At 59.3% G+C, this 22759-nt stretch carries 18 protein-coding genes; 10 read left to right on the top strand and 8 right to left on the bottom strand.

Features of this window, described 5'->3' with window-relative positions; all coding sequences use genetic code 11:
- The first annotated feature begins 70 nt into the window (after positions 1-70).
- Both J2045_RS15830 and J2045_RS15825 read left to right on the top strand, forming a co-directional pair.
- Entirely contained in the window at positions 71-1027 is a 957-nt protein-coding gene (locus J2045_RS15830) for a LysR family transcriptional regulator (RefSeq protein ID WP_307374479.1), read from the top strand.
- A gap of 104 nt (positions 1028-1131) precedes the next feature.
- Positions 1132-1530, top strand: coding sequence for a DUF2794 domain-containing protein (locus tag J2045_RS15825; RefSeq protein WP_166601981.1), 399 nt, complete (start codon positions 1132-1134; stop codon positions 1528-1530).
- Between the two features lie 6 nt (positions 1531-1536).
- On the opposite strand, the gene J2045_RS15820 is transcribed toward J2045_RS15825, so the two are convergent.
- Complete coding sequence (locus tag J2045_RS15820; protein WP_307374476.1) at positions 1537-2088, bottom strand: GNAT family N-acetyltransferase; 552 nt, start codon at positions 2086-2088, stop codon at positions 1537-1539.
- A 413-nt stretch (positions 2089-2501) separates the two neighbouring features.
- Between J2045_RS15820 and J2045_RS15815 the strand changes: the two genes are divergently transcribed.
- A complete protein-coding gene (locus tag J2045_RS15815) occupies positions 2502-3533 on the top strand; it encodes an aspartate-semialdehyde dehydrogenase (protein WP_307374474.1) in 1032 nt (343 codons plus the stop codon).
- A gap of 182 nt (positions 3534-3715) precedes the next feature.
- Positions 3716-4537 carry a lytic murein transglycosylase gene (locus tag J2045_RS15810; RefSeq protein ID WP_307374472.1) on the top strand — a complete coding sequence of 274 codons (822 nt, stop codon included), beginning with the start codon at positions 3716-3718 and terminating at the stop codon, positions 4535-4537.
- Positions 4538-4603: 66 nt separating this feature from the next.
- On the opposite strand, the gene J2045_RS15805 is transcribed toward J2045_RS15810, so the two are convergent.
- Together J2045_RS15805 and pdxY are read right to left on the bottom strand one after the other, a co-directional pair.
- Positions 4604-5266 carry a carbonic anhydrase gene (locus J2045_RS15805; protein WP_307374470.1) on the bottom strand — a complete coding sequence of 221 codons (663 nt, stop codon included), beginning with the start codon at positions 5264-5266 and terminating at the stop codon, positions 4604-4606.
- Between the two features lie 67 nt (positions 5267-5333).
- Positions 5334-6218 (bottom strand): pyridoxal kinase PdxY, encoded by an 885-nt coding sequence (gene pdxY, locus J2045_RS15800; RefSeq protein ID WP_166601986.1) that lies wholly within the window; start codon positions 6216-6218, stop codon positions 5334-5336.
- A gap of 187 nt (positions 6219-6405) precedes the next feature.
- On the opposite strand from pdxY, the gene J2045_RS15795 reads away from it, so the two are divergent.
- Together J2045_RS15795 and J2045_RS15790 are read left to right on the top strand one after the other, a co-directional pair.
- Entirely contained in the window at positions 6406-11193 is a 4788-nt protein-coding gene (locus tag J2045_RS15795; RefSeq protein WP_307374467.1) for an NAD-glutamate dehydrogenase, read from the top strand.
- A gap of 98 nt (positions 11194-11291) precedes the next feature.
- Positions 11292-12611 (top strand): MFS transporter, encoded by a 1320-nt coding sequence (locus J2045_RS15790; RefSeq protein ID WP_307374639.1) that lies wholly within the window; start codon positions 11292-11294, stop codon positions 12609-12611.
- Positions 12612-12686: 75 nt separating this feature from the next.
- Here J2045_RS15790 and purH read toward each other — a convergent pair whose 3' ends face one another.
- From purH to htpX, 4 genes are all read right to left on the bottom strand, one after another.
- Positions 12687-14303, bottom strand: a complete 1617-nt coding sequence (gene purH / locus J2045_RS15785) for a bifunctional phosphoribosylaminoimidazolecarboxamide formyltransferase/IMP cyclohydrolase (protein WP_307374465.1) — start codon at positions 14301-14303, stop codon at positions 12687-12689.
- Positions 14304-14405: 102 nt separating this feature from the next.
- On the bottom strand, positions 14406-16082 hold the full coding sequence (locus tag J2045_RS15780; RefSeq protein WP_307374463.1) for a heparinase II/III family protein: 1677 nt from the start codon (positions 16080-16082) through the stop codon (positions 14406-14408).
- Between the two features lie 193 nt (positions 16083-16275).
- A complete protein-coding gene (locus J2045_RS15775) occupies positions 16276-17667 on the bottom strand; it encodes an RsmB/NOP family class I SAM-dependent RNA methyltransferase (RefSeq protein ID WP_307374461.1) in 1392 nt (463 codons plus the stop codon).
- Positions 17658-18620 carry a zinc metalloprotease HtpX gene (htpX, locus tag J2045_RS15770; RefSeq protein WP_307374459.1) on the bottom strand — a complete coding sequence of 321 codons (963 nt, stop codon included), beginning with the start codon at positions 18618-18620 and terminating at the stop codon, positions 17658-17660. Before htpX ends, J2045_RS15775 begins: the two co-directional genes overlap by 10 nt.
- 126 nt (positions 18621-18746) lie before the next feature.
- Here htpX and J2045_RS15765 point away from each other — a divergent pair, with 126 nt between their 5' ends.
- From J2045_RS15765 to J2045_RS15755, 3 genes are all read left to right on the top strand, one after another.
- The gene (locus J2045_RS15765) at positions 18747-18953 is read left to right on the top strand and encodes a DUF1674 domain-containing protein (protein ID WP_307374457.1); all 207 of its coding nucleotides are present in this window, start codon (positions 18747-18749) and stop codon (positions 18951-18953) included.
- A gap of 9 nt (positions 18954-18962) precedes the next feature.
- The gene (locus J2045_RS15760; protein WP_307374455.1) at positions 18963-19454 is read left to right on the top strand and encodes a thermonuclease family protein; all 492 of its coding nucleotides are present in this window, start codon (positions 18963-18965) and stop codon (positions 19452-19454) included.
- A 63-nt stretch (positions 19455-19517) separates the two neighbouring features.
- A complete protein-coding gene (locus J2045_RS15755; RefSeq protein WP_307374453.1) occupies positions 19518-19787 on the top strand; it encodes an excalibur calcium-binding domain-containing protein in 270 nt (89 codons plus the stop codon).
- A 44-nt stretch (positions 19788-19831) separates the two neighbouring features.
- Here J2045_RS15755 and acs read toward each other — a convergent pair whose 3' ends face one another.
- The gene (gene acs, locus J2045_RS15750) at positions 19832-21784 is read right to left on the bottom strand and encodes an acetate--CoA ligase (protein ID WP_307374451.1); all 1953 of its coding nucleotides are present in this window, start codon (positions 21782-21784) and stop codon (positions 19832-19834) included.
- 233 nt (positions 21785-22017) lie between these two features.
- Here acs and J2045_RS15745 point away from each other — a divergent pair, with 233 nt between their 5' ends.
- The gene (locus tag J2045_RS15745; RefSeq protein ID WP_102021187.1) at positions 22018-22719 is read left to right on the top strand and encodes a DUF1013 domain-containing protein; all 702 of its coding nucleotides are present in this window, start codon (positions 22018-22020) and stop codon (positions 22717-22719) included.
- The last annotated feature ends 40 nt before the right edge of the window (positions 22720-22759 follow it).

The raw sequence follows: 22759 nt of genomic DNA, 5'->3' as shown, positions 1-22759 counted from the left end.
CCCAGCTCCAGGGCGAGTCTTATCGTGCTCCATATACCGATCAAATGAATATTTTGACTTTGTGCATACCATGGTTGATATGTTGTTTATGGCCGAGATTCATATTCACCGATTGCAACCGAAGCACCTGAGCCTGATCCGTTCGATCGCTGAATTGGGTCAATTAAGCCTTGCAGCTCAAGAACTTGCCCTAACACAACCGGCAGCATCGCGGATGCTGGGTGAAATCGAGCGCTATGTTGGATCGCCGATCTTCCTGCGCACGCCGAAGGGCATGGAACCGACAGCGGTTGGCAGCGCGCTGGCTCGCCGGGCGCAGAACGTTCTGGAAGAAATGCGCGAGGCTGCGCGCGAGGTCGAGGCCATCCAGCGCGGCCTCACGGGTACAGTGCGGATCGGCGCTGTCACCGGAGGAGCGGTCGGTCACGTCGTGCCGGCCATCCGAGCACTGAAGGCAGAAGCGTCGACCGTCGACATCCACGTCGATGTAGCACCAAGCGGCGAGATGATCCGCGACCTCCTATCCGGCCAGTACGATTTTGTGCTTGGGCGAATTCCCGCGGGGATAGATGCACGGCAGTTCACTGTCGAAGGCGCCACAATGGAAGAGGTGGAAATCGTCGTCCATCGAAGCCATCCGCTGGTCAATGTCGATCGGCTCAACATTTCCGACATGGCGCATTTCCCATGGGTGATGCAGGCCCCCGGCACCCCGCTGCGGCAGGCCGTGGAGAACGTATTCATCGATGAAGGCGCACCGATTCCACGCAATATCGTCAATACGACGTCGCTGCTTGTGATGATCGCCATGCTCGCTTCATCGAACGCGATTGCGCCGATGTCGCGGGAAGTCTCGGACCTCCTCTGCCGTCAGACGCCCATCGGCAACCTCACCACGCTGCGGCTGGACACGCCGATCGTGGTCACACCCTATCATCTGATCACTCTCGGCGGAAAGCGGCTGTCACCCATTGCAACCCGCCTGCGCGAACTGCTGCTTGGTCACTTCTTGAGCCGAGGCCGATGAAGCCGCTGGATGAGCCTAGGCCCAATGCCCGATAAGCTTGCAATTTCGGGCATGTCAGGCACACTGTCATTCGTCCGTCATGAATCGGAGCTCGTGGAGCATTGATGACAGAGCAGCCGGAAGGGCAGCGCCACGAAGACGACGGTGCTGAGAAAGCGACCAGCGGTGTGGTCGATCTGGGCATTTATCGGCAATCCCTCGATCCCCTTCCAGTCACGTTCCATCGTCGCGAACTGGATGCGATACTATGGATCTACGGTCGGATGGTCGGTGAGGGCGAATGGCGCGACTATGCGATTGACCATCTGAAGGATAGAGCGGTTTTCTCGGTCTTCAAACGCGCCGGCGAGTATCCGCTTTACCGAATAGAAAAGAACCCGAAGCTCGCTGCCAAGCAGGGCGCATTTGCCGTGATCGCGACAGATGGCCGTATTCTGAAACGTGGGCACGATCTGCGACAGGTCCTCAAGGTTTTTGACAAGACGTTGAAGAGTCTGGACTGAACGTCTTCAGGTCAAAGTGCCGGGATAGGCCAGAAGATCGGGTTGCGTGGAATTGCCCTCGCCAAGCGACTTCTGCATGAAGACGGTGTCAAGCCAGAGCCCGTGCTTGAAGCCGGTGCCGCTCAGCCGCCCCGCTAACACGAAGCCGCAACTGCGGTGCACGGCAATCGATGCTTCGCTTGCCCCACCGATCACCCCGACCATCTGACGAAATCCCAGGTGCTCCGATCGTTTGAGGAGCTCGAACAGCAAGGCCTTTCCGACCCCGCGACCGCGCGCCAATGGATGGATATAGATCGAATCTTCGACCAGCCAGCGATAGGCAGGCCGGGTTCGAAATGCCGATACATAGGCATAGCCCATGAGCCAGCCACTCTCATCGACAGCCGCGATATAGGGATAGCCCCTGTGCACAATGGCCTCAAACCGCGATGACATCTCTCGAAGGTCGGGGGGCAAGAGTTCGTAGCTGGCCGTCCCATTTGCAACCGCATCGGCATAGATCGTCGTGACGGCCGGAAGGTCATCATGGGTCAGGTCGCGTATATCAAGGCTCATTCGGAAGGCTCCAGATCATCTCCTTGTTCCACGCGCGCAAATGAGAGACAAGCAGTCCAGTGTCACGGTGACACGAAGACGCCGACGGAGTGCCTATCGCGCCTTTTCGATGCGGCCAGCCGACACTCGGCTTGACTCACGGCAAAAACCTTGTAATCCCTCGCCGCGAAGAGGAATTCGGTCCATGCACGCTTTCGGGCAACCCATTGCGGTCTTCCACCTCCTGCAGCGCGCTGCTGCCGGCGGCGCATGCCATTCTCTTGCATCCACGACCAAGGCCAAAACGACGACGAAAACCGTCTGACGTCTTCGGCCACCGCTCTCTCCCCGGCACGGCCGGGGACAAGGAAGGTTGCGTTCTGTCGCGAGCTTCCCCCTCACCATCCGCGGAGAGACAGAAAGAGAGCATAGACATGGGTTTCAAGATTGCAGTCGTAGGCGCCACCGGCAATGTCGGTCGCGAAATGCTGAACATCCTTTCCGAACGCGGATTTCCGGCATCGGAAGTCGTGGCGCTCGCCTCGGCCCGTTCGCAGGGCACCGAAGTCTCCTTCGGTGACAAGGTTCTGAAGGTTTCCAACCTCGACAATTACGATTTTTCCGACACCGACATTTGCCTGATGTCGGCCGGCGGCACGATCTCCCAGAAGTGGTCGCCGAAGATTGGCGCGCAGGGCTGCGTCGTCATCGATAACTCCTCAGCCTGGCGCTACGATTCCGAAGTGCCGCTGATCGTGCCAGAGGTCAATCCGGACGCCATTGCCGGGTTCAAGAAAAAGAACATCATCGCCAACCCGAATTGCTCGACTGCCCAGCTGGTCGTGGCTCTGAAGCCGCTGCATGATTTCGCGAAGATCAAGCGCGTCGTGGTCTCGACCTACCAGTCCGTTTCGGGCGCCGGCAAGGAAGGCATGGACGAACTCTTCACCCAGACCCGCGCTGTCTTCGTGGCCGACCCGGTCGAATCCAAGAAGTTCACCAAGCGCATCGCCTTCAACGTCATTCCGCACATCGATAGCTTCATGGAAGATGGCTACACGAAGGAAGAGTGGAAGGTACTGGCCGAAACCAAGAAGATGCTCGATCCGAAGATCAAGGTAACCTGCACGGCCGTGCGCGTACCGGTCTTCATCGGCCACTCGGAATCGGTCAACATCGAGTTCGAAAACGAAATCACCGCCGATCAGGCCCGTGACATCCTGCGCGACGCCCCGGGTTGCCTGGTCATCGATAAGCATGAGAACGGCGGCTACATCACCCCGCTCGAATGCGCCGGCGAAGACGCGACCTACATCTCGCGCATCCGTGAAGATGCCACCGTCGAAAACGGCCTGAACATGTGGGTTGTCTCCGACAACCTGCGTAAGGGCGCTGCTCTGAACGCCATCCAGATCGCCGAGCTTCTGGTCAATCGCGGCCTGATCAAGCCGCGTGCAGCGGCCTGATATTCTGTCAACAAGGGCTTTCCGGCTTGGGCCGGAAAGCCATCCTCCCGCGCTTCAGGCAAATGTGATCCGTTTTGAAAGACGGCCAGCCCTACATTAGCGCTGGGTGGATGACATCCTGATGTTTCGCTGGCATGGTGCGGCCGATTCGATCCTTTTCAACAGTCCGTAATGAGGCATGAATGCGACTGACATCCACTTTGTCGGCGGTCCTGATGTCCGTAGCCGCCGTCTTGGTCGGCGCAGGCTCTGCAACCGCGGCCACCTGCAGCAATACGTCTGAGGGCTTCGAGCAATGGGCCGCTGCGTTCAAGCAGCAGGCAGCCGGTCAGGGGTTTAGTCCCCGCATGCTCGACAAGGTGTTTTCGACGGTGAGCTACAGCCGCAGCACCATCAGCGCTGACCGTGGGCAGAAGAGCTTCAAGCTTTCCTTCGATCAATTCATGCAGAAGCGCGGTGGCGAGACGATCATCAACCGCGGCAAGACGATGAAGAAGAACAACGCCGCGCTGTTCGCCAGACTGGAGAAGCGTTACGGAGTACCCGCCGGCCCGCTGATCGCAATCTGGGGCATGGAAACCGGGTTTGGTTCCTTCCTCGGCAAGGAACACACCCTCTCTGCCGTCGCAACGCTTGCCTTCGACTGCCGCCGGAGCGAGTTCTTCACCAATCAGCTCTATGCTGCCCTGGAACTCGTTCAGGCGGGCAATCTCGACGTCAACGCCAAGGGCGCAGCCCATGGCGAAATCGGCCAGACGCAATTCCTTCCCCGCAACGTGGTTCTCTATGGTGCGGATGGCGATGGTGACGGCCATATCGACATGGTGCGCTCACGTGCAGATGCACTCTCCTCGACAGCAAACTTTTTGAGGGGACATGGCTGGCAGCCAGGTGCGGGGTATCAGCAGGGTGAACCGAACTTCGTCGCCATTCAGGGCTGGAACGCTGCAACCGTCTACCAGCAGGCGATTGCCCATATTGCGGCACGGATCGACGCAGAGTAACAAACGCCTAGGCGGCGGTTGATCACGGGCCGCCGCTGGCTTCCGTGACCCAGAATATGTGTCAGTTCAGGCGAGCGAGACGGCAGCGTCGACATCCAGCCGAACGAAGTCTTGGGATATCGGGTTCATCAGCCACAACTCGCCGTTGCTGATGTCGAACCAGGCGCCGTGAATGCGCAACTTTCCGCGTTCTTCGAGAATCTTCACGCAGGGAAAAGTCCGCAAGTTCGCAATCGAATTGCGAATAGAAATTCGCTCGAGCGCCGTCTGGCGTTCCGCCGGGGTCATGTCGGAATTGCCCTGGATCTGCTCGGCCGCCGGTGCCACCAGGTTCATCCATTTGCCAATAAAATCGCCCGGCGAGAGCGGCTCGGCGTTCGGATCCAATGCGGCTCGGATCCCGCCGCAACGCCCGTGCCCCATTACGATGATGTCCTGGACCCTAAGCGCCTGAACCGCGAATTCGAGTGCCGCCGAAGTGGAGTGGTACTGCCCATCTGGCTCATAGGGGGGCACCATGTTTGCGACATTGCGCACCACGAAGAGCTCGCCTGGAATAGAATCGAAAATCATCTCCGGTGCGGCGCGTGAATCGCAACAGGCAACAACCAGGGTGTTGGGCTTCTGGCCCTGCTCGGCGAGCACCCGATAGCGTTCGCGCTGGTCACTATACCGGCCACCCATGAAATTGCGGTAGCCGTTGAGGAGGGCGGGAGGAAATTGGGTCATGGCTACCGATTACAATGCGTGATCCACCGTGGCAACACCGTGGCGAGCAGCGGATGTCTGCCTGGCTTCATTCAGGGCGAGAGGGTTTTCGCTGAGAGGGATGCAGGAGACGACGCATCTGCACCATTGCCATCGGCGTTGACAGGCTTGAGGCATCACTTTCGAGGGCAAGCTCGTCTGCTCCACGCTTTGCGGTTCGAGCCAGAATTTCGAAGACGCTGGCAGTTGCCGATTGCAGCGCCTTCTCTTCATCCATCCCGTCCAGCAGCCGAGCCAGGAATACAGCAGCGAGAAGGTCACCGAGGCCGTTCGGTGGATTTTCGATCAGTCGATGCTCCGCAAGCAGGGCAGATCGGCCACTGAGCAGAAGATTGCCCGTCCCGCCGGCCATCATCGGCACCGCCGACGTAACCAGCATCCGCTTCGGCCCGAGCGACAGCGCAGCGTCGATGATCGCCTGGTTGCTGGCCAGTTCACCGCCGACCATCCATTGCAATTCATATCGGTTGGGCGTTGCAATGTCCGCGATCGGCATCAGGCAATCACGAATGGCCGCTGCCGTCTCGACGGGAACGTAAAGTCCGCCAAGATCTCCCATCACCGGATCACAGAGATAAACAAGTCCGGGATTCTGCTGGCGGGCTGCCGTCACGAGCCGCTTGATGGCAGCGGGCTGCCGGGGGCTACCGAAATACCCCGACAAAATTGCCGATACTTCTCCGAGCCAGGGCGCATTGACAAGATCATCGATCACCCGATCGAAGTCGTCGTCGGGAAACTGCAGACGGGTCGCCGGACCATGACCGGGATGCCAGGGCAGGACGACGGTCGGCAGCGCCCAGACAGGTCGGCCGAGGGTCTCAAGAGCGAAGACGGCAGCCCGGTTGCCGACCGATCCGCGAACCACATGACTGGAGATGACGATAACGGCACCCTCTGTTCTTCCGTGCATTTTATGCCATTCCGTTCTCAGGACCGGTATTCACTCTGTGATGAGACGATTTTAGGTGAAAATTTCCGGAATTTGGTGAAATGAGCCGCATATTTTTGCCTGATTTTTTCATATCTCTATCCCATACATACTTTCGCAAACCATTTGCGGGAACATTACGCGAAACGCGCGAGCTACGGAGGGGAAAATGGGCAGGACTGGCAACACAAAGCGGGATCAATTGCTTGAGAATGCTGAGGGGGTCGCCCGCAAGCTGGGCGGCGCATTCGCTCCTCCCCAGGTCATCTTCGGTCGCGCCAGCAATGACGACCTTGACCGCTACAAACCGGAAATGCTGGCGCGCTCGGCCATAAAGGCAGCCCAGGACATTGCCGGATGGGACCGCGAAACGCCTCATATACGCATCGAACCGATCGATGGCGTGGAGCCGGGCGGCTTGCCCGTCAGCGTGCTGTCCATCGTCGATCACAACAAGTCCTTCCTCTACGATTCGCTGATGGCAGAGGTGACCAGCCACTACCGGGACATCTATATGGCGGTCCATCCTATCCTGGCTGTGACACCACGTGGTGATATCTCCCTGTCCAATCCGGATTCCGACCCCGAAGGCGCAATCAAGGTAAGCTATATCCAGCTCCATCTGGCATCGCTTTCCGCGGAGCAGTCAGCCGACCTCATACAGCGCCTTAAGCATGTGTTGAGCCAGGTCAAAATGGCCGCCAACGACTGGAAGCCAATGCTCAACCTTCTGGAAAAGACGCTTTCGGAGTTGCGCGATCTGACAGCAGGACGGAGCGAGCCCGAGCGTGACGAGGCAGTCGCGTTCCTCGAATGGCTCCGCAACAACAATTTCACCTTCCTAGGGATGCGCGAATACGTCTATTCCGGCGAAGGCGCGGACGCGACCGTCGAACGCGGAAAAGGCAGTGGTCTCGGCATCCTTTCAGATCCGGATGTACTGGTTCTGCGCCAGGGCCAGAACCAGGTCACCACGACGCCGGAAATCCTTGCATTCCTGCAGGGCCCCGATTTCCTCATCGTTACCAAGGCAAATGTAAAATCGGTGGTCCACCGGCGCGCCTACATGGACTACGTGGGTATCAAGCGGTTCGGGCCGGGCGGCAAGGTGGTCGGCGAACTGCGCATTGTCGGTCTCTTCACCGCAACGGCCTACACCCGCTCGGTCAACCAGATCCCGCTTCTGCGAGCAAAAGTGGAAAAGGTCGTCTCCCACTTCGACTTTGACCCACGCAGCCATTCGGGGCGAATGCTGCAGAACACGCTCGAAAACTACCCCCGCGACGACCTGTTCCAGATTACGCCGGATCTGCTGGCGAAGTTCTGTGAGCAGATCAACGATCTCTCGGAGCGTCCGCGGGTCCGCGTTCTCCCACGCATCGATCACTTCGATCGTTTCGTTTCGCTGATCGTCTATGTTCCGCGCGAAGACTACAACTCGATGGTTCGCGAGAAGATCGGCCTCTATTTCCAGACCGTCTACAAAGGGCACGTATCCGCATTCTACCCGGCATTTCCGGAAGGCGGGGTGGCTCGCGTCCACATCATCATCGGACGGCGCGAAGGCGCCACGCCCCAGATCCCGCAGGCGACGCTCGAAGACGCGGTTCGCGAGATCACCGCCCGCTGGAGCGACCGTTTTGCCGCGCTCGCGGGCGCCGATGCACCAGCGCTTGATGTCGGCCAGGCCTTCCAGGAAGCGTTCACGCCGGAGGAAGCGGTCAGCGACCTGAAACATATCAAGGCTTGCCTCGCAGGAGCGCCCCTGTCGCTGGAGTTCCATCAGGTAGCGGCCGAACACGGCGCACTGCTCTACCTGAAAATTTTCCATGCGGGCGACCATCTTCCCCTGTCCCGCCGCGTACCGCTGCTCGAAAACCTAGGCTTCAGCGTCATCAGCGAACGTACCTTCGACATCGGCGTCGGACCGTCCGGAAAGGAGCAGCGCTCCGTGGTCCTGCACGACATGGAACTGCAGGCACCCGAAGGTGTATCCTTTGAAATCGGGCAGCATGCGGCACAGGTTGAGGAAGCCTTCCTGGCTGCGTTCACCGGCGCGGTGGACAACGACACTTTCAATCGGCTGATCCTTGCCGCCGGCATCAACGCTCGCGAGGCCTCTTTGCTCAGGGCCTATGCCGCATATCTACGCCAGGCGGGGACCGTATATTCGCTGTCATACATGTCGGAAACACTGACAAAACACCCGACAATCGCTTCGGATCTGGCAGCTCTGTTTCGTAACCGTTTCGATCCTTCGCTCGCCGAGAAGCCTAGAAATAGCCGTCAGGCGGAACTCCTGCAATCACTGGAAAACCACCTGTCGGACGTCAAGAGTCTCGACGAGGATCGCATCCTGCGTCGCTACATCAATGCGATCGAGGCCACGCTGCGCACCAACTTCTTCCAGAAGGGTTACATGCAAAGCGACCGACCAATGCTTGCATTCAAGTTCGACCCTCACAAGCTGGACGGCCTACCGGAGCCGCGACCGTTCCGAGAGATTTTCGTTTATGGTGTCGAGGTGGAGGGTGTGCACCTTCGCTTCGGCAAGGTCGCCCGCGGAGGTTTGCGCTGGTCTGATCGTGCCCAGGACTACCGCACTGAAGTGCTGGGGCTGGTCAAGGCACAGCAGGTGAAAAACGCCGTCATTGTTCCGGTCGGCGCCAAGGGTGGCTTCTTCCCGAAACTCCTGCCGCCTCAGAACAACAGGGAGGCCTGGCTGGCCGCCGGAACAGAGGCCTACAAGACCTACATCCGGACGCTGCTCTCGATCACTGACAACATCGTCGGCGGAGAGGTTTCGCCACCGGCAGATACGTTGCGTCCGGATGGCGACGATCCCTATTTCGTCGTCGCCGCCGACAAGGGAACCGCGACCTTTTCCGATACGGCAAACGGGCTTGCACAAGCCGCGGGCTTCTGGCTGGACGACGCCTTCGCATCGGGCGGTTCGGCTGGTTACGACCACAAGAAGATGGGTATCACCGCACGCGGCGCATGGGAGACAGTCAAGCGCCACTTCCGCGAGGTCGATACCGATATCCAGACGACGCCCTTCACCGTGGCGGGCGTCGGAGACATGTCCGGTGACGTATTCGGCAACGGGATGCTGCTTTCTGAAAAGATCAAGCTGATCGCTGGCTTTGATCACCGCGACATCTTCATTGATCCAAATCCCGATCCGGCCAGATCCTTCGCCGAGCGCAAGCGCATGTTCAACCTGCCGCGCTCAAGCTGGCAGGACTACGACAGGTCCACACTGTCGCCCGGGGCGATGATCATTTCGCGCAACGAAAAATCCGTGACCCTTACGCCGGAAGCCGCGGCTGCGATCGGGCTCGAAACCTCCTCGGCGACGCCAATGGACATCATGACCGCCATCCTTAAGGCGCCGGTCGATCTTCTGTGGTTCGGCGGTATCGGCACCTACATCAAGGCAGCGTCCGAAACCGATGCGGAGGTCGGCGACCGCGCCAACGACGCAATCCGCATTGATGCCACTGATGTCCGTGCCCGGGTAATCGGTGAAGGTGCCAATCTCGGCGTCACCCAGAAGGGCCGCATCGCCTATGCATTGAACGGCGGTCGGTGCAATTCGGACGCGATCGACAACTCGGCTGGCGTGAACTCCTCGGACGTGGAGGTGAACATCAAGATTGCGCTCAGCCCTGCGATGCAAGAGGGCCGCCTGCCTCGCGAGAAACGGAACGTCCTGCTCGCGGAAATGACAGATGAAGTTGCAGAGCTGGTGCTGCGCAACAACTATCTTCAGTCGCTGGCGATATCGTTGACCGAAGGTAAGGAGGCGGGCAATCGCGAGGAACTGAGCCGGCTCATGGATTACCTTGAAGGCTTGGGACGTCTCAATCGCAAGGTAGAGACGCTTCCTGATGCTGCTGCCGTTGCGGAACGCTACGTCTCTGGCAAAGCGTTAACGCGACCAGAGATCGGCGTTTTACTCTCTTACGCGAAGATCGTTCTCTTCGATCAATTGATCGAGTCTGATCTCCCCGACGATCCCTATTGCGAAGCGACGCTGTTCAACTACTTCCCGGCGGCGATGCGCAAGACATTTGCCACGGATATCGCAGGACATCGGCTGCGGCGAGAGATTGTCGCCACAGTGCTCGCCAACCATGCGATCAACCGCGGCGGTCCAGGATTTGTCGTCTCTGTTTGTGATGCAACCGGTGCAGCAGCCAACGAGGTGGTAAAGGCCGCGCTCGTAACGCGGGACGCACTGGATCTGACGGTATTGTGGGGTAAGATCGACGCGCTCGACGCCAAGATCCCGGGCCAGACGCAGAACCAGCTATATGCCATGGTTTCGGGGGTCTACAGGCAGATGACCAGGCTCCTGATTGACACCGGCCTTGCCAAGGGCAGCATCAGCGACGCAGTGGTGCAACTGAATGCCGCCGTTGCCACGGCAACGCCCGTCTTCCGGAAGGCCCTGCCCTCCCTGCTGCGCGACCATTACGACGATCAGATCGCGACATTGACGCAGGCGGGCGTGCCGGCAGGCCTCGCGTCGGAGGTGGTCAACCTTCAGATCATGCAGCTTCTTCCGGAGATCCTGCAGATCGCCGAGAAAACGAGTTCGAATTTTGCCAATGCCATGCGCGGTTTCTTCTCCGTGTCTGAAGCGTTCCGTATCGGTCGACTCATCGACAATGCAGGCAGGATCCAAACCTCCGACCACTACGACAGCCTAGCCCTGACCCGCAGCCTCGACCGCATAGGACAGGCACGTCGAGAAATCGTCTGCGCCGCTCTGACGAGCCACGGTCAAGAAACAGAGCCAGTCCAGGCATGGCTGGCAACGGACAAGGCCCGCGTGGATCGCATTGGCAAGGAACTGGCGTCCATTGTCGACAGCGGTGAACCAAGCATATCGAAACTGGCGGTGGCCGCCGGCCTGCTCGGTGATCTTGCACAAGACCACGTGAGGTGACACTGTCCCGGGCCTGAAAGCCTGCGAGGGTGCACGTGACGACAAGAACAGATGCAAAGTCCAGCCACGGTCCCATAGACAGGGGTGTCCGTGGCTGGATGTTTTTCGACTGGGCGGCACAACCCTTTTTCACCGTCGTGACGACATTCATCTTCGGACCGTATTTTGTATCGCGCATGACCGAGGACCCGGTCAGCGCGCAGACGGCCTGGAGCAATGCCGCAACCATCTCGGGCGTGCTGATCGCCATTCTAGCGCCCATCCTGGGGTCGATTGCAGATGAATCCGGCGCCCGCAAACCCTGGATCGCCTTCTTTGCCCTGATCAAGATTGTATGTCTGGCGATGCTCTGGACGGCTGCGCCCGGATCATCTGTCGCGTTCATCATGCTGTTGATGATCCTCGCCAGTGTGGCCGCCGAATTTTCGATCGTCTTCAACGATTCCATGATGCCGCGCCTGGTCAGCCAGGAGGATGTGGGCCGCGTCTCCAACATCGCATGGGGCATGGGCTACATGGGCGGCATCATTGTGCTGATCTTCGTCGTCCTTTTCCTCGCTGGCAACCCATCGACCGGCAAGACACTGATCGGCATGGAGCCGCTCTTCGGGCTGGATCCTGCTGCAGGCGAGGACGCCAGGATCACGGGTCCGATCTCTGCCGTCTGGTATCTGCTCTTCATACTTCCGATGTTTCTCTTCACGCCAGACGCTGCAAAGGGCAAGCCATTGGCTTCCGCGATCCGCTCCGGATTGCGGGAGATCAGATCGACTCTTCGCGAACTCCGCCACAGGACGAACATCCTGCGCTTTCTGATTGCCCGAATGGTCTATCAGGATGGCGTGAATGGCCTTCTCGTGTTGGGCGGCGTGTTTGCGGCTGCAATGTTCGGATGGTCGACGATGGAGATCGGCATCTACGGCATCATCCTGAACGTCGTGGCGATCTTCGGTTGCCTGGTGGCGGGACGCGTGGACAGAGCGCTTGGCTCGAAGGTGGTGGTGCTGGTGAGTCTCAGCATGCTGATCGTTGCGACGTTCGGCATCATCTCGACCGGCACCGACTTCACCCTCTTTGGGCTTATCCAGCTACCGGTCACCGGCACCGATGGCCTGTTTGCAACGCCAGCGGAGAAGGCCTATGTCCTGTATGGCCTGTTGATCGGCATGTCCTTCGGGCCGGTCCAGGCGTCATCGAGATCTTATCTGGCGCGCAGCGTGGAACTCCACGAAGCAGGCCGCTATTTCGGGATCTACTCTCTGTCTGGTCGTGCCACCAGCTTCCTCGCCACACTCTCCTTCTCGGTTGTCACGGCTTGGTCCGGCTCTGCACGTGCCGGAATGGCGACACTGCTTGTCTTCCTCATTGGTGGCCTGGTGCTGCTGTGGAGGACGACCTATCCCGCAAGAGACGATTGAGCCGGTGCCTCTCCACGAAAACGGCCGGCGGATTACTCCGCCAGCCGTTTGCCATTGCCTTGAGGATAGAAGTGGTCAGTGGCGGAAGTGGCGCACACCGGTGAAGACCATGGCAACGCCATGCTCGTCGGCAGCCGCGATAACCTCGTCATCCCGCATCGAGCCACCTGGCTGAATGACCGCCGTTGCACCGGCAGCAATAGCAGCCAGCAAACCGTCTGCGAACGGATAGAATGCCTCCGACGCCACGGCGGCCCCCTTGGTAAGTGGGGCCGCAAGCCCCAGAGCCTTGGCCGCATCCTCAGCCTTCAGAGCAGCGATCCGAGCGGAATCGACGCGGCTCATCTGGCCAGCGCCGATACCTGCGGTCTGACCATCCTTCGCATAAATGACCGCATTCGACTTCACATGCTTGGCGATCTTGAACGCAAATTTCATGTCCTCCAGTTCCGTCGCGGTGGGAGCTCGCTTCGTCACGACCTTGAGGTCGAGATCCTCGACCATGACATTGTCGCGGCTCTGCACCAGCAGGCCGCCCGAAACTGTCTTGGCCATGATACCGGCAGAACGCGGATCGGGCAGGGCACCCGTCGTCAGAAGACGCAGATTGGGTTTCGCAGCGATGATCGCCCTGGCTTCATCGCTCACCTGCGGCGCAATGATCACCTCGGTGAAGAGCTTGACGATTTCCTGGGCCGTCTCGGCATCGAGCAGCTGATTGAGCGCAATGATGCCGCCGAAAGCCGAGACGCTGTCACAGGCCAGTGCTCGCCTGTAGGCCGCGGCCAAGCTCGATCCGGTCGCGACGCCGCAGGGGTTGGCGTGCTTGATGATCGCGCAGGCCGGACCATTTTCCGGCGGGAACTCGGCCACCAGCTCAAAGGCGGCATCGGTATCGTTGATGTTGTTGTAGGAGAGCTGCTTGCCCTGCAGAAGGGTGGCTGTCGCAACTCCCGGACGATTGTCACCCGTCACGTAGAAACCTGCGCTCTGATGCGGGTTCTCGCCGTAGCGCATCTTCTCCTTCAGCGTGCCCCCGACAACCCGGTAGGACGGAATGTCAATCTCAAGCGCTTCGGCGAACCAGTTGGAAATGGCAGCGTCATAGGCTGCGGTCCGAGCATAGGCCTTGGCCGCCAGACGTTGACGCAGCGCATATGTCGTTTGCCCGTCGTTGTCAGCGAGAGCGGCAACAACCTCAGGATAATCCGCCGCATCGGTAACGACGGCGACATAGGCGTGGTTCTTGGCAGAGGCACGGATCATGGCAGGGCCGCCAATATCGATGTTCTCGACCGTGGTCGGGTAGTCGCCCCCCGCAGCTCTCACCTGCTCGAACGGATAGAGGTTGATGACCGAGAGGTCGATCGCCTCGATCCCATGGAGTTTCATTGCCTCGACATGGTCAGCGTCGTCACGGATAGAAAGAAGGCCACCGTGCACGCGGGGATGCAACGTCTTGACGCGTCCATCCATGATCTCGGGAAAGCCTGTGATTTCGGAAACGTCGATGACCGGAAGGCCTGCCGCGGCCAGAGTTTTGTGTGTGCCGCCGGTCGACAGCAGGCGTACGCCGCGTTGGTGCAGTGCCAGGGCGAACTCGACGATACCGGACTTGTCGGACACCGAAAGAAGCGCGGTGCGGACGCGGACGAGGTCAGGGGCGGGAATCTTCTTGGATACGACGGCCATGGGTTCACTCCGAGCTGGCGAGGCGCCCGGAAAAGCGGCAGCGGGCGCGATGCCGCCGCCTAGCACAGGTTCATCCCTGATGAAACCGCAAGATCGCAGGTCTCACGAGTGATGAGCGAGAAACCAGCGGATTTCCGGCCCGTCGAACTGGATTTCCAGCTGCTGCGAGGGCCGAATGCCCGAGACATCTGCAAAGAACACGTCCTCGCCGAGCATCAGTTGACCAACCGGTATTGAGAAGGTCCAGCTTTCACCATCGGGAGCGACGAGCCGGACCCGGCGATCATCGGCGCGTTCCACTGCAATAGACGGATGAATGTGAAAGCGCGCTATCACCTCGGCATTGGGCAGGTTCGGTGTCGGCAACCCATCGGGCAACAGGAGCCTGTCACGTCCGGCAATCTTCGTACCCTGCTCGTTGATGCGAATCTCGCGTTCATGCATCACACCGAAACGCCTGACATAGCCGTCGTGACGTGCCGACAGGCGATCACTCCCATCCGGCCCCGTCTGACGGTCGATCACGATCTTCGAGGGACCGGACAGCATCACCGGGCCGAGATGCGAGGATCGTGCAATCTGGGCGGAAGAGACGTCGCCGATACACACCGTCGAATGTGCAGCAGTCGTTCGCGCCAGCTGACGGAGCCGCTCGCCTGCAAACCGAGGCGACCCACTATTGACGATGAACCGATTGCGCCCCGAGGACAGTTCAAACGACAGGCAGCCCGCATGCGCAGTCGCCGAAAGGCGCGTTGAAAGCGGCTTGCCGGCATCGACGAGAATGATCGTATCGCCACCGGACAGCCTCTGATAGCCACCATGTGGCAAGGCTTTGAAAGGCTGGCCGGCCGTTTCGTCGTATCGGAGAACGCTCATCAGATCGGTTGCCAGTGATGAACTGGACCCGTTGAACAATGCAAGATCGCCGCTGCTATGCCGGAAGAACCGCACGGCGGGATACATCCGATCAATGACTGGTATCAGCTTCGATGGCACGTCATGACCGAGATTGATGTAGCTCTGCCGCAGCGGCAAAAGATCGAAGAGCAGATCGACTGACGCCTGGGGGTTACGCGAGACATGGCTGCCGTCAGGCAGGACCTGCCGCTCAAGCTCCCGGTCGAGAAGCCGACCCGCACGACGCACGACTGCGGGGCGTGCTTCCGCAGCGATCGATGCCATGGCGATCGCAATCCGTGCCTTCAGTCGGGGCAGGCCGTCGGGCAGCGAGTCCACGCGTCGCTGAAGATAACGCACCTGCTGGCCGAGAGATCCTGTGAAACGACGATAGAAGCCTGCATCTGCATCCTGGAGCACCACTGGTGAATGCGAAAGCCAGCTGATGATACGACGGGAGACGACTTCATTGTCCCAGGCGATACCGCTCGTGCGGCCCCCATGAAGGGCAATCCATTGGTCCGTGATCCAGCGCGCGTTGTTGCAGGCTGCGGCACTCTTGTCGGCGCGAATATGCCGCAACCAGCCGAAGCCATGCAGTCGCCGCGCGAACTGCATGGAGGGGAGCTCCCTGTCAAACGGGGATTGGCCCTCGGTATCGAGAATGCGACCGGCAAGAGGGTATCGACCGTTGAGTATTTCCTCCGCCACGAAGGAATCGACCGCCCTCAGATCCGTCGGTGCAACAACCACCCGGCTCACCCGGAAACGACCTGGCTGGAGAACACCCGGTGCCACTATCGCAGCCGCCTGCCGCAACCGTCGCCAGCCTTCGGCAACATGAAGCGTAATCAATCTGCCACGATCATTGATTCGCATACTGGTCCCTGTCACCGAATCATGATGATCCGGCTATTTCCGTGATCCCGACAGATTGCGAGCCGGAGATTCGGACTTCCCGGCACCGATCATCCGACGGCGCGAAATTGTAGCTCATAGCGTCAGGCGTGGCCCCCGCAGAGCCACCGATGGCATCCGCGCAGACTTCCCAACAGCTTTATTCAGATATTAGTTAAATTTTAGCAATGACACAGGCGTAGAAGCCGTCGACACCACCCTGCTCAGCAAGCATGGCGGGTGTTGTGCGAAACTCGCCCCTGGCAGTGATGGCCTCCTCGAGGCCCGGCCAGTCGGCCGGCTGCACCAGCTCAAGTTTTAAGCTCCGATCATCCATGAGAACACGATCGACCAGGTTCTCGCCCTCGGAAGGATCGATGGAACAGTTGGAAAACACGAGTCGACCACCGGGCTTGAGCAAGGTCACCGCATGACGCAGGAGCTTCTCCTGCAAGGCCGCGAGCTTGGCGATGTCAGCCGCGTCCTTCGTCCAAAGCACGTCGGGATGGCGGCGCGTGGTACCGGTGGACGAGCAGGGAGCATCCAGCAGAATCGCATCGAAGACGCCGCGATCGCTGATCTCAAGGAGGTTTACACAAAGGGTTTCGGCGGACAACCGCAGACGCGCCAGGTTGGCTTCGAGGCGCTTCAGCCGCGACGCTGATTGCTCGACGGCCAAGACGTTGCCGCCGGCAAGCACCAACTGAGCCGTTTTGCCGCCGGGTGCGGCGCAGAGATCAGCAACGCGTTTTCCAGTCAGGTCCCCAAACAGTTTGGCCGGGATGGCGGCGGCCACATCCTGCACCCACCAGGAACCGTCATCGAAACCATCGAGAGCGGTCACCGAGCCACGGAAGCGATCCAGGCGGACGGTACCATTGGGCATGAGCTGACCACCCAGCTTCTCCGCCCATGCAGCAGGATCCTGCTTGACTGTCAGGTCGATTGTCGGTGGAGCGAGCTGCGAGCTTGCGATCGCCAAGGCATGCTCCTCACCATACACCTCAGAAAGGCGTCGCATGAACCAGTCCGGCATGCAGGGGATTTCTTCGACGGCGGTGAGAAGTGATGCCTTCTCGCGCCCGATTCGCCTGAGGACAGCATTTACAAGCTTGGAAAAGCGCCGACTCCGCGGGTCACTGCTAGCCTGCTCCACTGCGAGATCCACGGCCGAATGATCCGGAACATCGAGATAAAGCATCTGCGCGGCAGCAACGACCAACAGGTGATGGAGAGACCGGGCACCCTCCGGCAAGGGTGTGTCCAGCAACTGGCCGATGATCGCTTCAATACGCGGCAGGTGGCGCAGGGCGCTCTGAAGGATCGCCTTGACGAGACCTCTGTCAGCGTCATTAAGCGCGAGGAACGCCGGGTTCCCATGTTCGGGATCAAGCATTCCATCGAGTGATGTCTTACGGTCGACGACGGCAGCAAGAAGTCGGCTCGCAGCGAGACGGGCCTCCAGTCCTGGTTTCAAAACCGGCCGAGACGAGGGTCCGCGATGCCCCTTGTTGCCATCCCTTATCTTCTTCTTCGGCTTGCCAGTCGGTGTGTCGTTCAAGACCATGGTCCCTTGGGTGGTTCGGCTTTGCCGCGTCCCCAACCCGTGGTCGGAACGGAACGCGCAATGCGCGTTGCCTTAACAGGGGGGGACGGCGGCGTCGATCCCCCGACCGAGATATCGGTCATCGCCAAAAGCGCCTCGATGCGGTTCCGGGTATTGGGATGCGTCGAGAAGAGATTGTCCATCCTCTGGCCATTCAAGGGATTGATGATGAACATGTGTGCTGTTGCAGGATTGCGCTCGGCTTCCTGGTTCTCGATCTGCGCGGCATCGCCGGCGATCTTCTGAAGCGCAGAAGCCAGCCAGCGCGGCTGGCCACAGATCTCGGCGCCACGACGGTCAGCCGCGTATTCGCGTGTCCGGCTGATCGCCATCTGGACCAGCATGGCCGCAAGTGGCGCCACGATCATGGCGATGATCACACCGATGAAACCAAAGGGATTGTTGCGATTGTCACGACCGCTCGAGAATAGGAAAGCGAAGTTCGACAGCATCGAAATCGCACCGGCGAGGGTCGCGGTGATGGTCATGGTAAGGGTGTCGCGATTCTCGATATGCGCCAGTTCATGCGCCATGACACCAGCGACTTCCTCCGGCGTCAAACGCTGCAGCAGGCCTGTCGAAGCGGCAACAGCCGCATTCTCTGGATTACGCCCAGTGGCAAATGCATTCGGCTGCGGGCTGTCGAAGACATAGACCTTGGGCATAGGCAGGCCTGCATTGCGGGCTAGGTCTCGCACCATTCCATAGAACTCCGGCGCTGTTCGTTCATCGACCTGTTGGGCCCGATAGGCCCGAAGCACCATCTTGTCGGAATTCCAATAGGAGAAGAAGTTCATGCCCGCCGCGATGACGAAGGCGATCATCATGCCGCTACGACCGCCGATCATGAAGCCGACGCCCATGAAAAGGGCAGTCATGAAGGCGAGCAGCATTGCGGTACGCATGGTATTCATGGGTCTTGCTCCTCCGGCAACGGCGAGACGGCTGATCTATTGCCGTTTCTGCATGTTGATTTAAAAAGCGGGCATCCCAATTTCAATGTTTGGACATGAAATGCCGTCCCAGCAGAGGTCGATATAATGTCAGAAGATCGTGAAGCCGAAGTCTCCCCTGGCGAACAGCCGCGAGAATTGAGCCCGGCTGCAAAACGAGCGCTTGCCGAGGCAGAAGAACGTCGACGCCGGGAAACAAGCCACAACATGCCACCTGAAGTCGGCGGGCGCGGTGGCGCGGATCCCGCGCGGTTTGGTGACTGGGAGATCAAGGGACGCGCTATCGATTTCTGAAAGGAATAATTGCCTATTGATGGGCGCCTGTTTGTGGAATATGTTCCTACCATGTTCCAGAACAAGCTGCTTGAGATCGGATTGCTGAGTTTATCTCTGGGGTTTTCCGTCCCAGCGCTGGCTGCCGATATGTTTGGGCCCGTGCAGGCCGATGTCGTTCGCGTCATTGATGGAGACACGGTTCTCGTCGATGCCAAGCCTTGGCCGAACCAGCGGATACGCACCTATGTTCGCTTGCGAGGCATCGATTCGGCCGAAATCAATTCGAGTTGTGCCGCCTTCCGCCAGTCGGCGCAGGAAGCAAAACAAGCTCTTCTGGCAATGATGATGGACCATCATACCGTCACGCTGACCGCCATCAGCGGTGACAAGTATTTCGGCAGGGTCGTTGCGACGCTGATGACGGAGAACGGCACCGATCTGGCGGAAGAACTGCTACAGCGGGGTCTTGCAGAGCCCTACCAGGGGAAACGGAAGGCGCGTCCAGTCTGCCCAGACTGAACACACGTCTCCAGGTTGAGAGCGGTTTCTGGACAGCCCAAGTGCGGAGCTGCTTTTCACCCCATGACCCGTGATCAAAACGCCCTGAATCGTTGTGTATTTTGTCTGCTTTTGGTGCCCGCATTGTTTCAGGCCCAGACAATTGCAGCGCAAGCAACAGAAACACAGATGGCGGCACGCACCTGCAAACAAGTGTCCAGTTGTGAGGAAGCAGTCGTCCTGTGGTGCAACGGCTACCGCATGGCCGACGCCGACAATGACGGCATCCCCTGCGAGAATGTCTGCTCCACGCAGCAGCAGGTGAATGAAATCCGCCGCTCCATTGGATGTTGAGGGCACCGGGAGCCTGGGTTGGCTCCCGGTGGAATCTTTTGATTTTAGGCGATCTTGTTCTGGCGATTGGCGATCAGGTCGTCGACAACAGCGGGATCGGCCAGTGTTGAGGTATCCCCCAGCGCGCCGAAATCATCTTCGGCGATCTTGCGCAGGATGCGGCGCATGATCTTGCCCGAGCGTGTCTTCGGAAGGCCTGGTGCGAACTGGATCTTGTCCGGCGTCGCGATTGGTCCGATTTCCGTACGGACATGTTTCACCAGATCGGCCCGGAGCGCATCATTGCCTTCGTGGCCAGACATCAGAGTGACGTAGCAGTATATGCCCTGCCCCTTGATGGAATGCGGATAACCCACCACCGCAGCTTCGGACACGAGATGGTGCGATACGAGGGCCGATTCGACTTCCGCAGTCCCAAGACGGTGACCCGAGACGTTGAGCACGTCGTCGACACGCCCGGTGATCCAGTAGTATCCATCTTCATCACGGCGGCAGCCATCACCGGTGAAATACTTGCCCTTATAAGTCGAAAAGTAGGTCTGCACGTAGCGGTCGTGGTCGCCGTAAACGGAACGCGCCTGGCCTGGCCAACTGTCGGTGATGCAGAGATTGCCGTCGGTGGCACCTTCGAGGACATTTCCTTCGTTATCCACCAGTTCTGGCTTCACACCAAAAAATGGCTTGGTCGCGGAACCTGGCTTCAGGGCCGTGGCACCGGGCAGCGGTGTGATCATGATGCCACCCGTTTCCGTCTGCCACCAGGTATCAACGACGGGTGACTTCTGCTCGCCGACGACGTTGTAATACCATTCCCACGCTTCCGGATTGATCGGCTCACCGACCGAACCGAGAAGGCGCAGCGACGAGCGGTCCGAACGCTTCACGAAGTCGTCGCCGGCGCCCATCAGCGAGCGGATGGCTGTCGGCGCCGTGTAGAAGATGTTGACCTTGTGCTTCTCGATTACTTCCCAGAACCGTCCCTGGTCAGGGAAGTTGGGAACGCCTTCAAACATCAGCGTCGTCGCGCAGTTCGAAAGCGGGCCATAGACGATGTAGGAATGGCCGGTGACCCAGCCGACATCGGCCGTGCACCAGTAGATGTCACCATCGTGATAGTCGAAGACATATTCATGCGTCATCGAGGCATAGACAAGATAGCCGCCCGTCGTGTGCATGACGCCCTTCGGTTTGCCGGTCGAGCCAGAGGTGTAGAGGATGAACAGCGGATCTTCCGCCTTCATCTTCACCGGCGGGCATTCGGCCTTGACCGTATGCACTTCCTGGTGATGCCAGATGTCGCGGCCCGGTGCCCAGCCGATCTTGCCGCCGGTGCGGCGCACGACCAGAACCTTGTTGACGATGACATATTGCTTGGCGGCGATATCGATCGCGATGTCAGTGTTTTCCTTGAGGGGCACCGGCTTTCCGCCGCGCACGCCTTCGTCGCAAGTGATCACAAAGGTCGACTCACAGTCGACGATACGACCGGCGAGCGCTTCCGGCGAGAAGCCTCCAAAAACAACCGAATGGATGGCGCCGATACGGGCGCAAGCCAGCATCGCATAGGTCGCTTCCGGAATCATCGGCATGTAGATGGTGACGCGGTCACCCTTCTTGACGCCGTGCTTTTTCAGGACGTTCGCCATGCGGCAAACATGCTCGTAAAGCTCGTTATAGGTGATCTTCTTGTCGATATAGGGATTGTCACCTTCCCAGATGATGGCGGTGCGTTCGCCATGCGTCTTCAGGTGACGGTCGATGCAGTTGTAGGAGACGTTAGTCAGACCATCCTCAAACCACTTCACCGGGACCTTGCCCTTGAAGGAGGTGTTCTTGACCTTCGTATAAGGCTTGAACCAGTCGATACGCTTGCCATGCTTTCCCCAGAACTTCTCTGGGTCTTCGATGCTCTCCTGATACCATTTCTGGTACTTGTCATCGTCGATAAGGGCGCGGACTTTTGCCGATTTCAGCACCGGATAGGTTTTGGCTGACATGAATTCCTCCTCATGTTGACGGGCCACTACTGGCGACCAGGACCGTCCTCCCCGGCCTATCGCCGACATTCATAGCAGGTGAAAAATGGCCAGCAATTAGACAAAGGTCATTCGTGACTTCGCGAATTGCAATTTCGTTACATAATCGCTATAAGGACGCCGAATTCCCGGAAATAGTGGTTTAAACCCACGGCTCGCGACAACCGGCGCGGACCCTCAGAAGGATTGTATCCATGGCCCAGACACTGCTCATGCCGAAGGCGACCGCTGTATGGCTCGTCGACAATACCGCGCTGTCATTCGACCAGATCGCGCAGTTCTGCAAACTGCACCCGCTTGAGGTGAAGGCGATTGCGGACGGCGAAGCAGCGCAGGGCATCAAGGGTCTGGACCCGATCGCGACCGGCCAGCTCTCGCGTGACGAGATCGCCCGCGCCGAAAAGGACGTGAACTACAAGCTCAAGATCTCCGAGCCGAAGGTTCGCGTGCCGGACTCGAAGCGCCGCGGCCCGCGTTACACCCCGGTTTCGAAGCGCCAGGATCGCCCGAATGCCATTCTCTGGCTGGTTCGCAACCATGCTGAACTGAAGGACGCCCAGATTTCCCGTCTCGTCGGCACCACCAAGTCGACGATCGAGCAGATCCGTGACCGCACCCACTGGAATTCTGCCAATCTGACGCCAATGGATCCTGTGACGCTCGGCCTCTGCAGCCAGATCGACCTCGACCTGGAAGTCGAAAAGGCCTCCAAGGGCCGTCCGCTGCCGACCGCTGCCGAACTCGGCGCGACCTTGCAGTCTGCAAGCGAAACCGAGAATGTCGGTTTCAGCTATGAGCGCGAGGAAGAGAAGGAAATTGACGCAAACGCCGTCTTCGCCAAGCTCCAGTCGCTGAAGTCCGACCGTCGCAACGACGACGAAGACGATCAGTACTGAGCTGCCTGATCGACGAATTCAGCCCCGGCCGCCCATGGCA

The organism is Peteryoungia aggregata LMG 23059 (assembly GCF_030814435.1).
GTDB classification, from domain to species: domain Bacteria; phylum Pseudomonadota; class Alphaproteobacteria; order Rhizobiales; family Rhizobiaceae; genus Allorhizobium; species Allorhizobium aggregatum.
The sequence above is the reverse complement of the archived record's forward strand: the minus strand, read 5'-3'. Positions and strand labels throughout refer to the sequence as shown.

Excerpts from the sequence above, each read along its gene's own strand:
- J2045_RS15830 (WP_307374479.1), top strand. The coding sequence starts at position 71 with ATGGTTGATATGTTGTTTATGGCCGAGATTCATATTCACCGATTGCAA.
- J2045_RS15825 (WP_166601981.1), top strand. The coding sequence starts at position 1,132 with ATGACAGAGCAGCCGGAAGGGCAGCGCCACGAAGACGACGGTGCTGAG.
- J2045_RS15820 (WP_307374476.1), bottom strand. The coding sequence starts at position 2,088 with ATGAGCCTTGATATACGCGACCTGACCCATGATGACCTTCCGGCCGTC.
- J2045_RS15815 (WP_307374474.1), top strand. The coding sequence starts at position 2,502 with ATGGGTTTCAAGATTGCAGTCGTAGGCGCCACCGGCAATGTCGGTCGC.
- J2045_RS15810 (WP_307374472.1), top strand. The coding sequence starts at position 3,716 with ATGCGACTGACATCCACTTTGTCGGCGGTCCTGATGTCCGTAGCCGCC.
- J2045_RS15805 (WP_307374470.1), bottom strand. The coding sequence starts at position 5,266 with ATGACCCAATTTCCTCCCGCCCTCCTCAACGGCTACCGCAATTTCATG.
- pdxY (WP_166601986.1), bottom strand. The coding sequence starts at position 6,218 with ATGCACGGAAGAACAGAGGGTGCCGTTATCGTCATCTCCAGTCATGTG.
- J2045_RS15795 (WP_307374467.1), top strand. The coding sequence starts at position 6,406 with ATGGGCAGGACTGGCAACACAAAGCGGGATCAATTGCTTGAGAATGCT.
- J2045_RS15790 (WP_307374639.1), top strand. The coding sequence starts at position 11,292 with ATGTTTTTCGACTGGGCGGCACAACCCTTTTTCACCGTCGTGACGACA.
- purH (WP_307374465.1), bottom strand. The coding sequence starts at position 14,303 with ATGGCCGTCGTATCCAAGAAGATTCCCGCCCCTGACCTCGTCCGCGTC.
- J2045_RS15780 (WP_307374463.1), bottom strand. The coding sequence starts at position 16,082 with ATGCGAATCAATGATCGTGGCAGATTGATTACGCTTCATGTTGCCGAA.
- J2045_RS15775 (WP_307374461.1), bottom strand. The coding sequence starts at position 17,667 with ATGGTCTTGAACGACACACCGACTGGCAAGCCGAAGAAGAAGATAAGG.
- htpX (WP_307374459.1), bottom strand. The coding sequence starts at position 18,620 with ATGAATACCATGCGTACCGCAATGCTGCTCGCCTTCATGACTGCCCTT.
- J2045_RS15765 (WP_307374457.1), top strand. The coding sequence starts at position 18,747 with ATGTCAGAAGATCGTGAAGCCGAAGTCTCCCCTGGCGAACAGCCGCGA.
- J2045_RS15755 (WP_307374453.1), top strand. The coding sequence starts at position 19,518 with ATGACCCGTGATCAAAACGCCCTGAATCGTTGTGTATTTTGTCTGCTT.
- acs (WP_307374451.1), bottom strand. The coding sequence starts at position 21,784 with ATGTCAGCCAAAACCTATCCGGTGCTGAAATCGGCAAAAGTCCGCGCC.
- J2045_RS15745 (WP_102021187.1), top strand. The coding sequence starts at position 22,018 with ATGGCCCAGACACTGCTCATGCCGAAGGCGACCGCTGTATGGCTCGTC.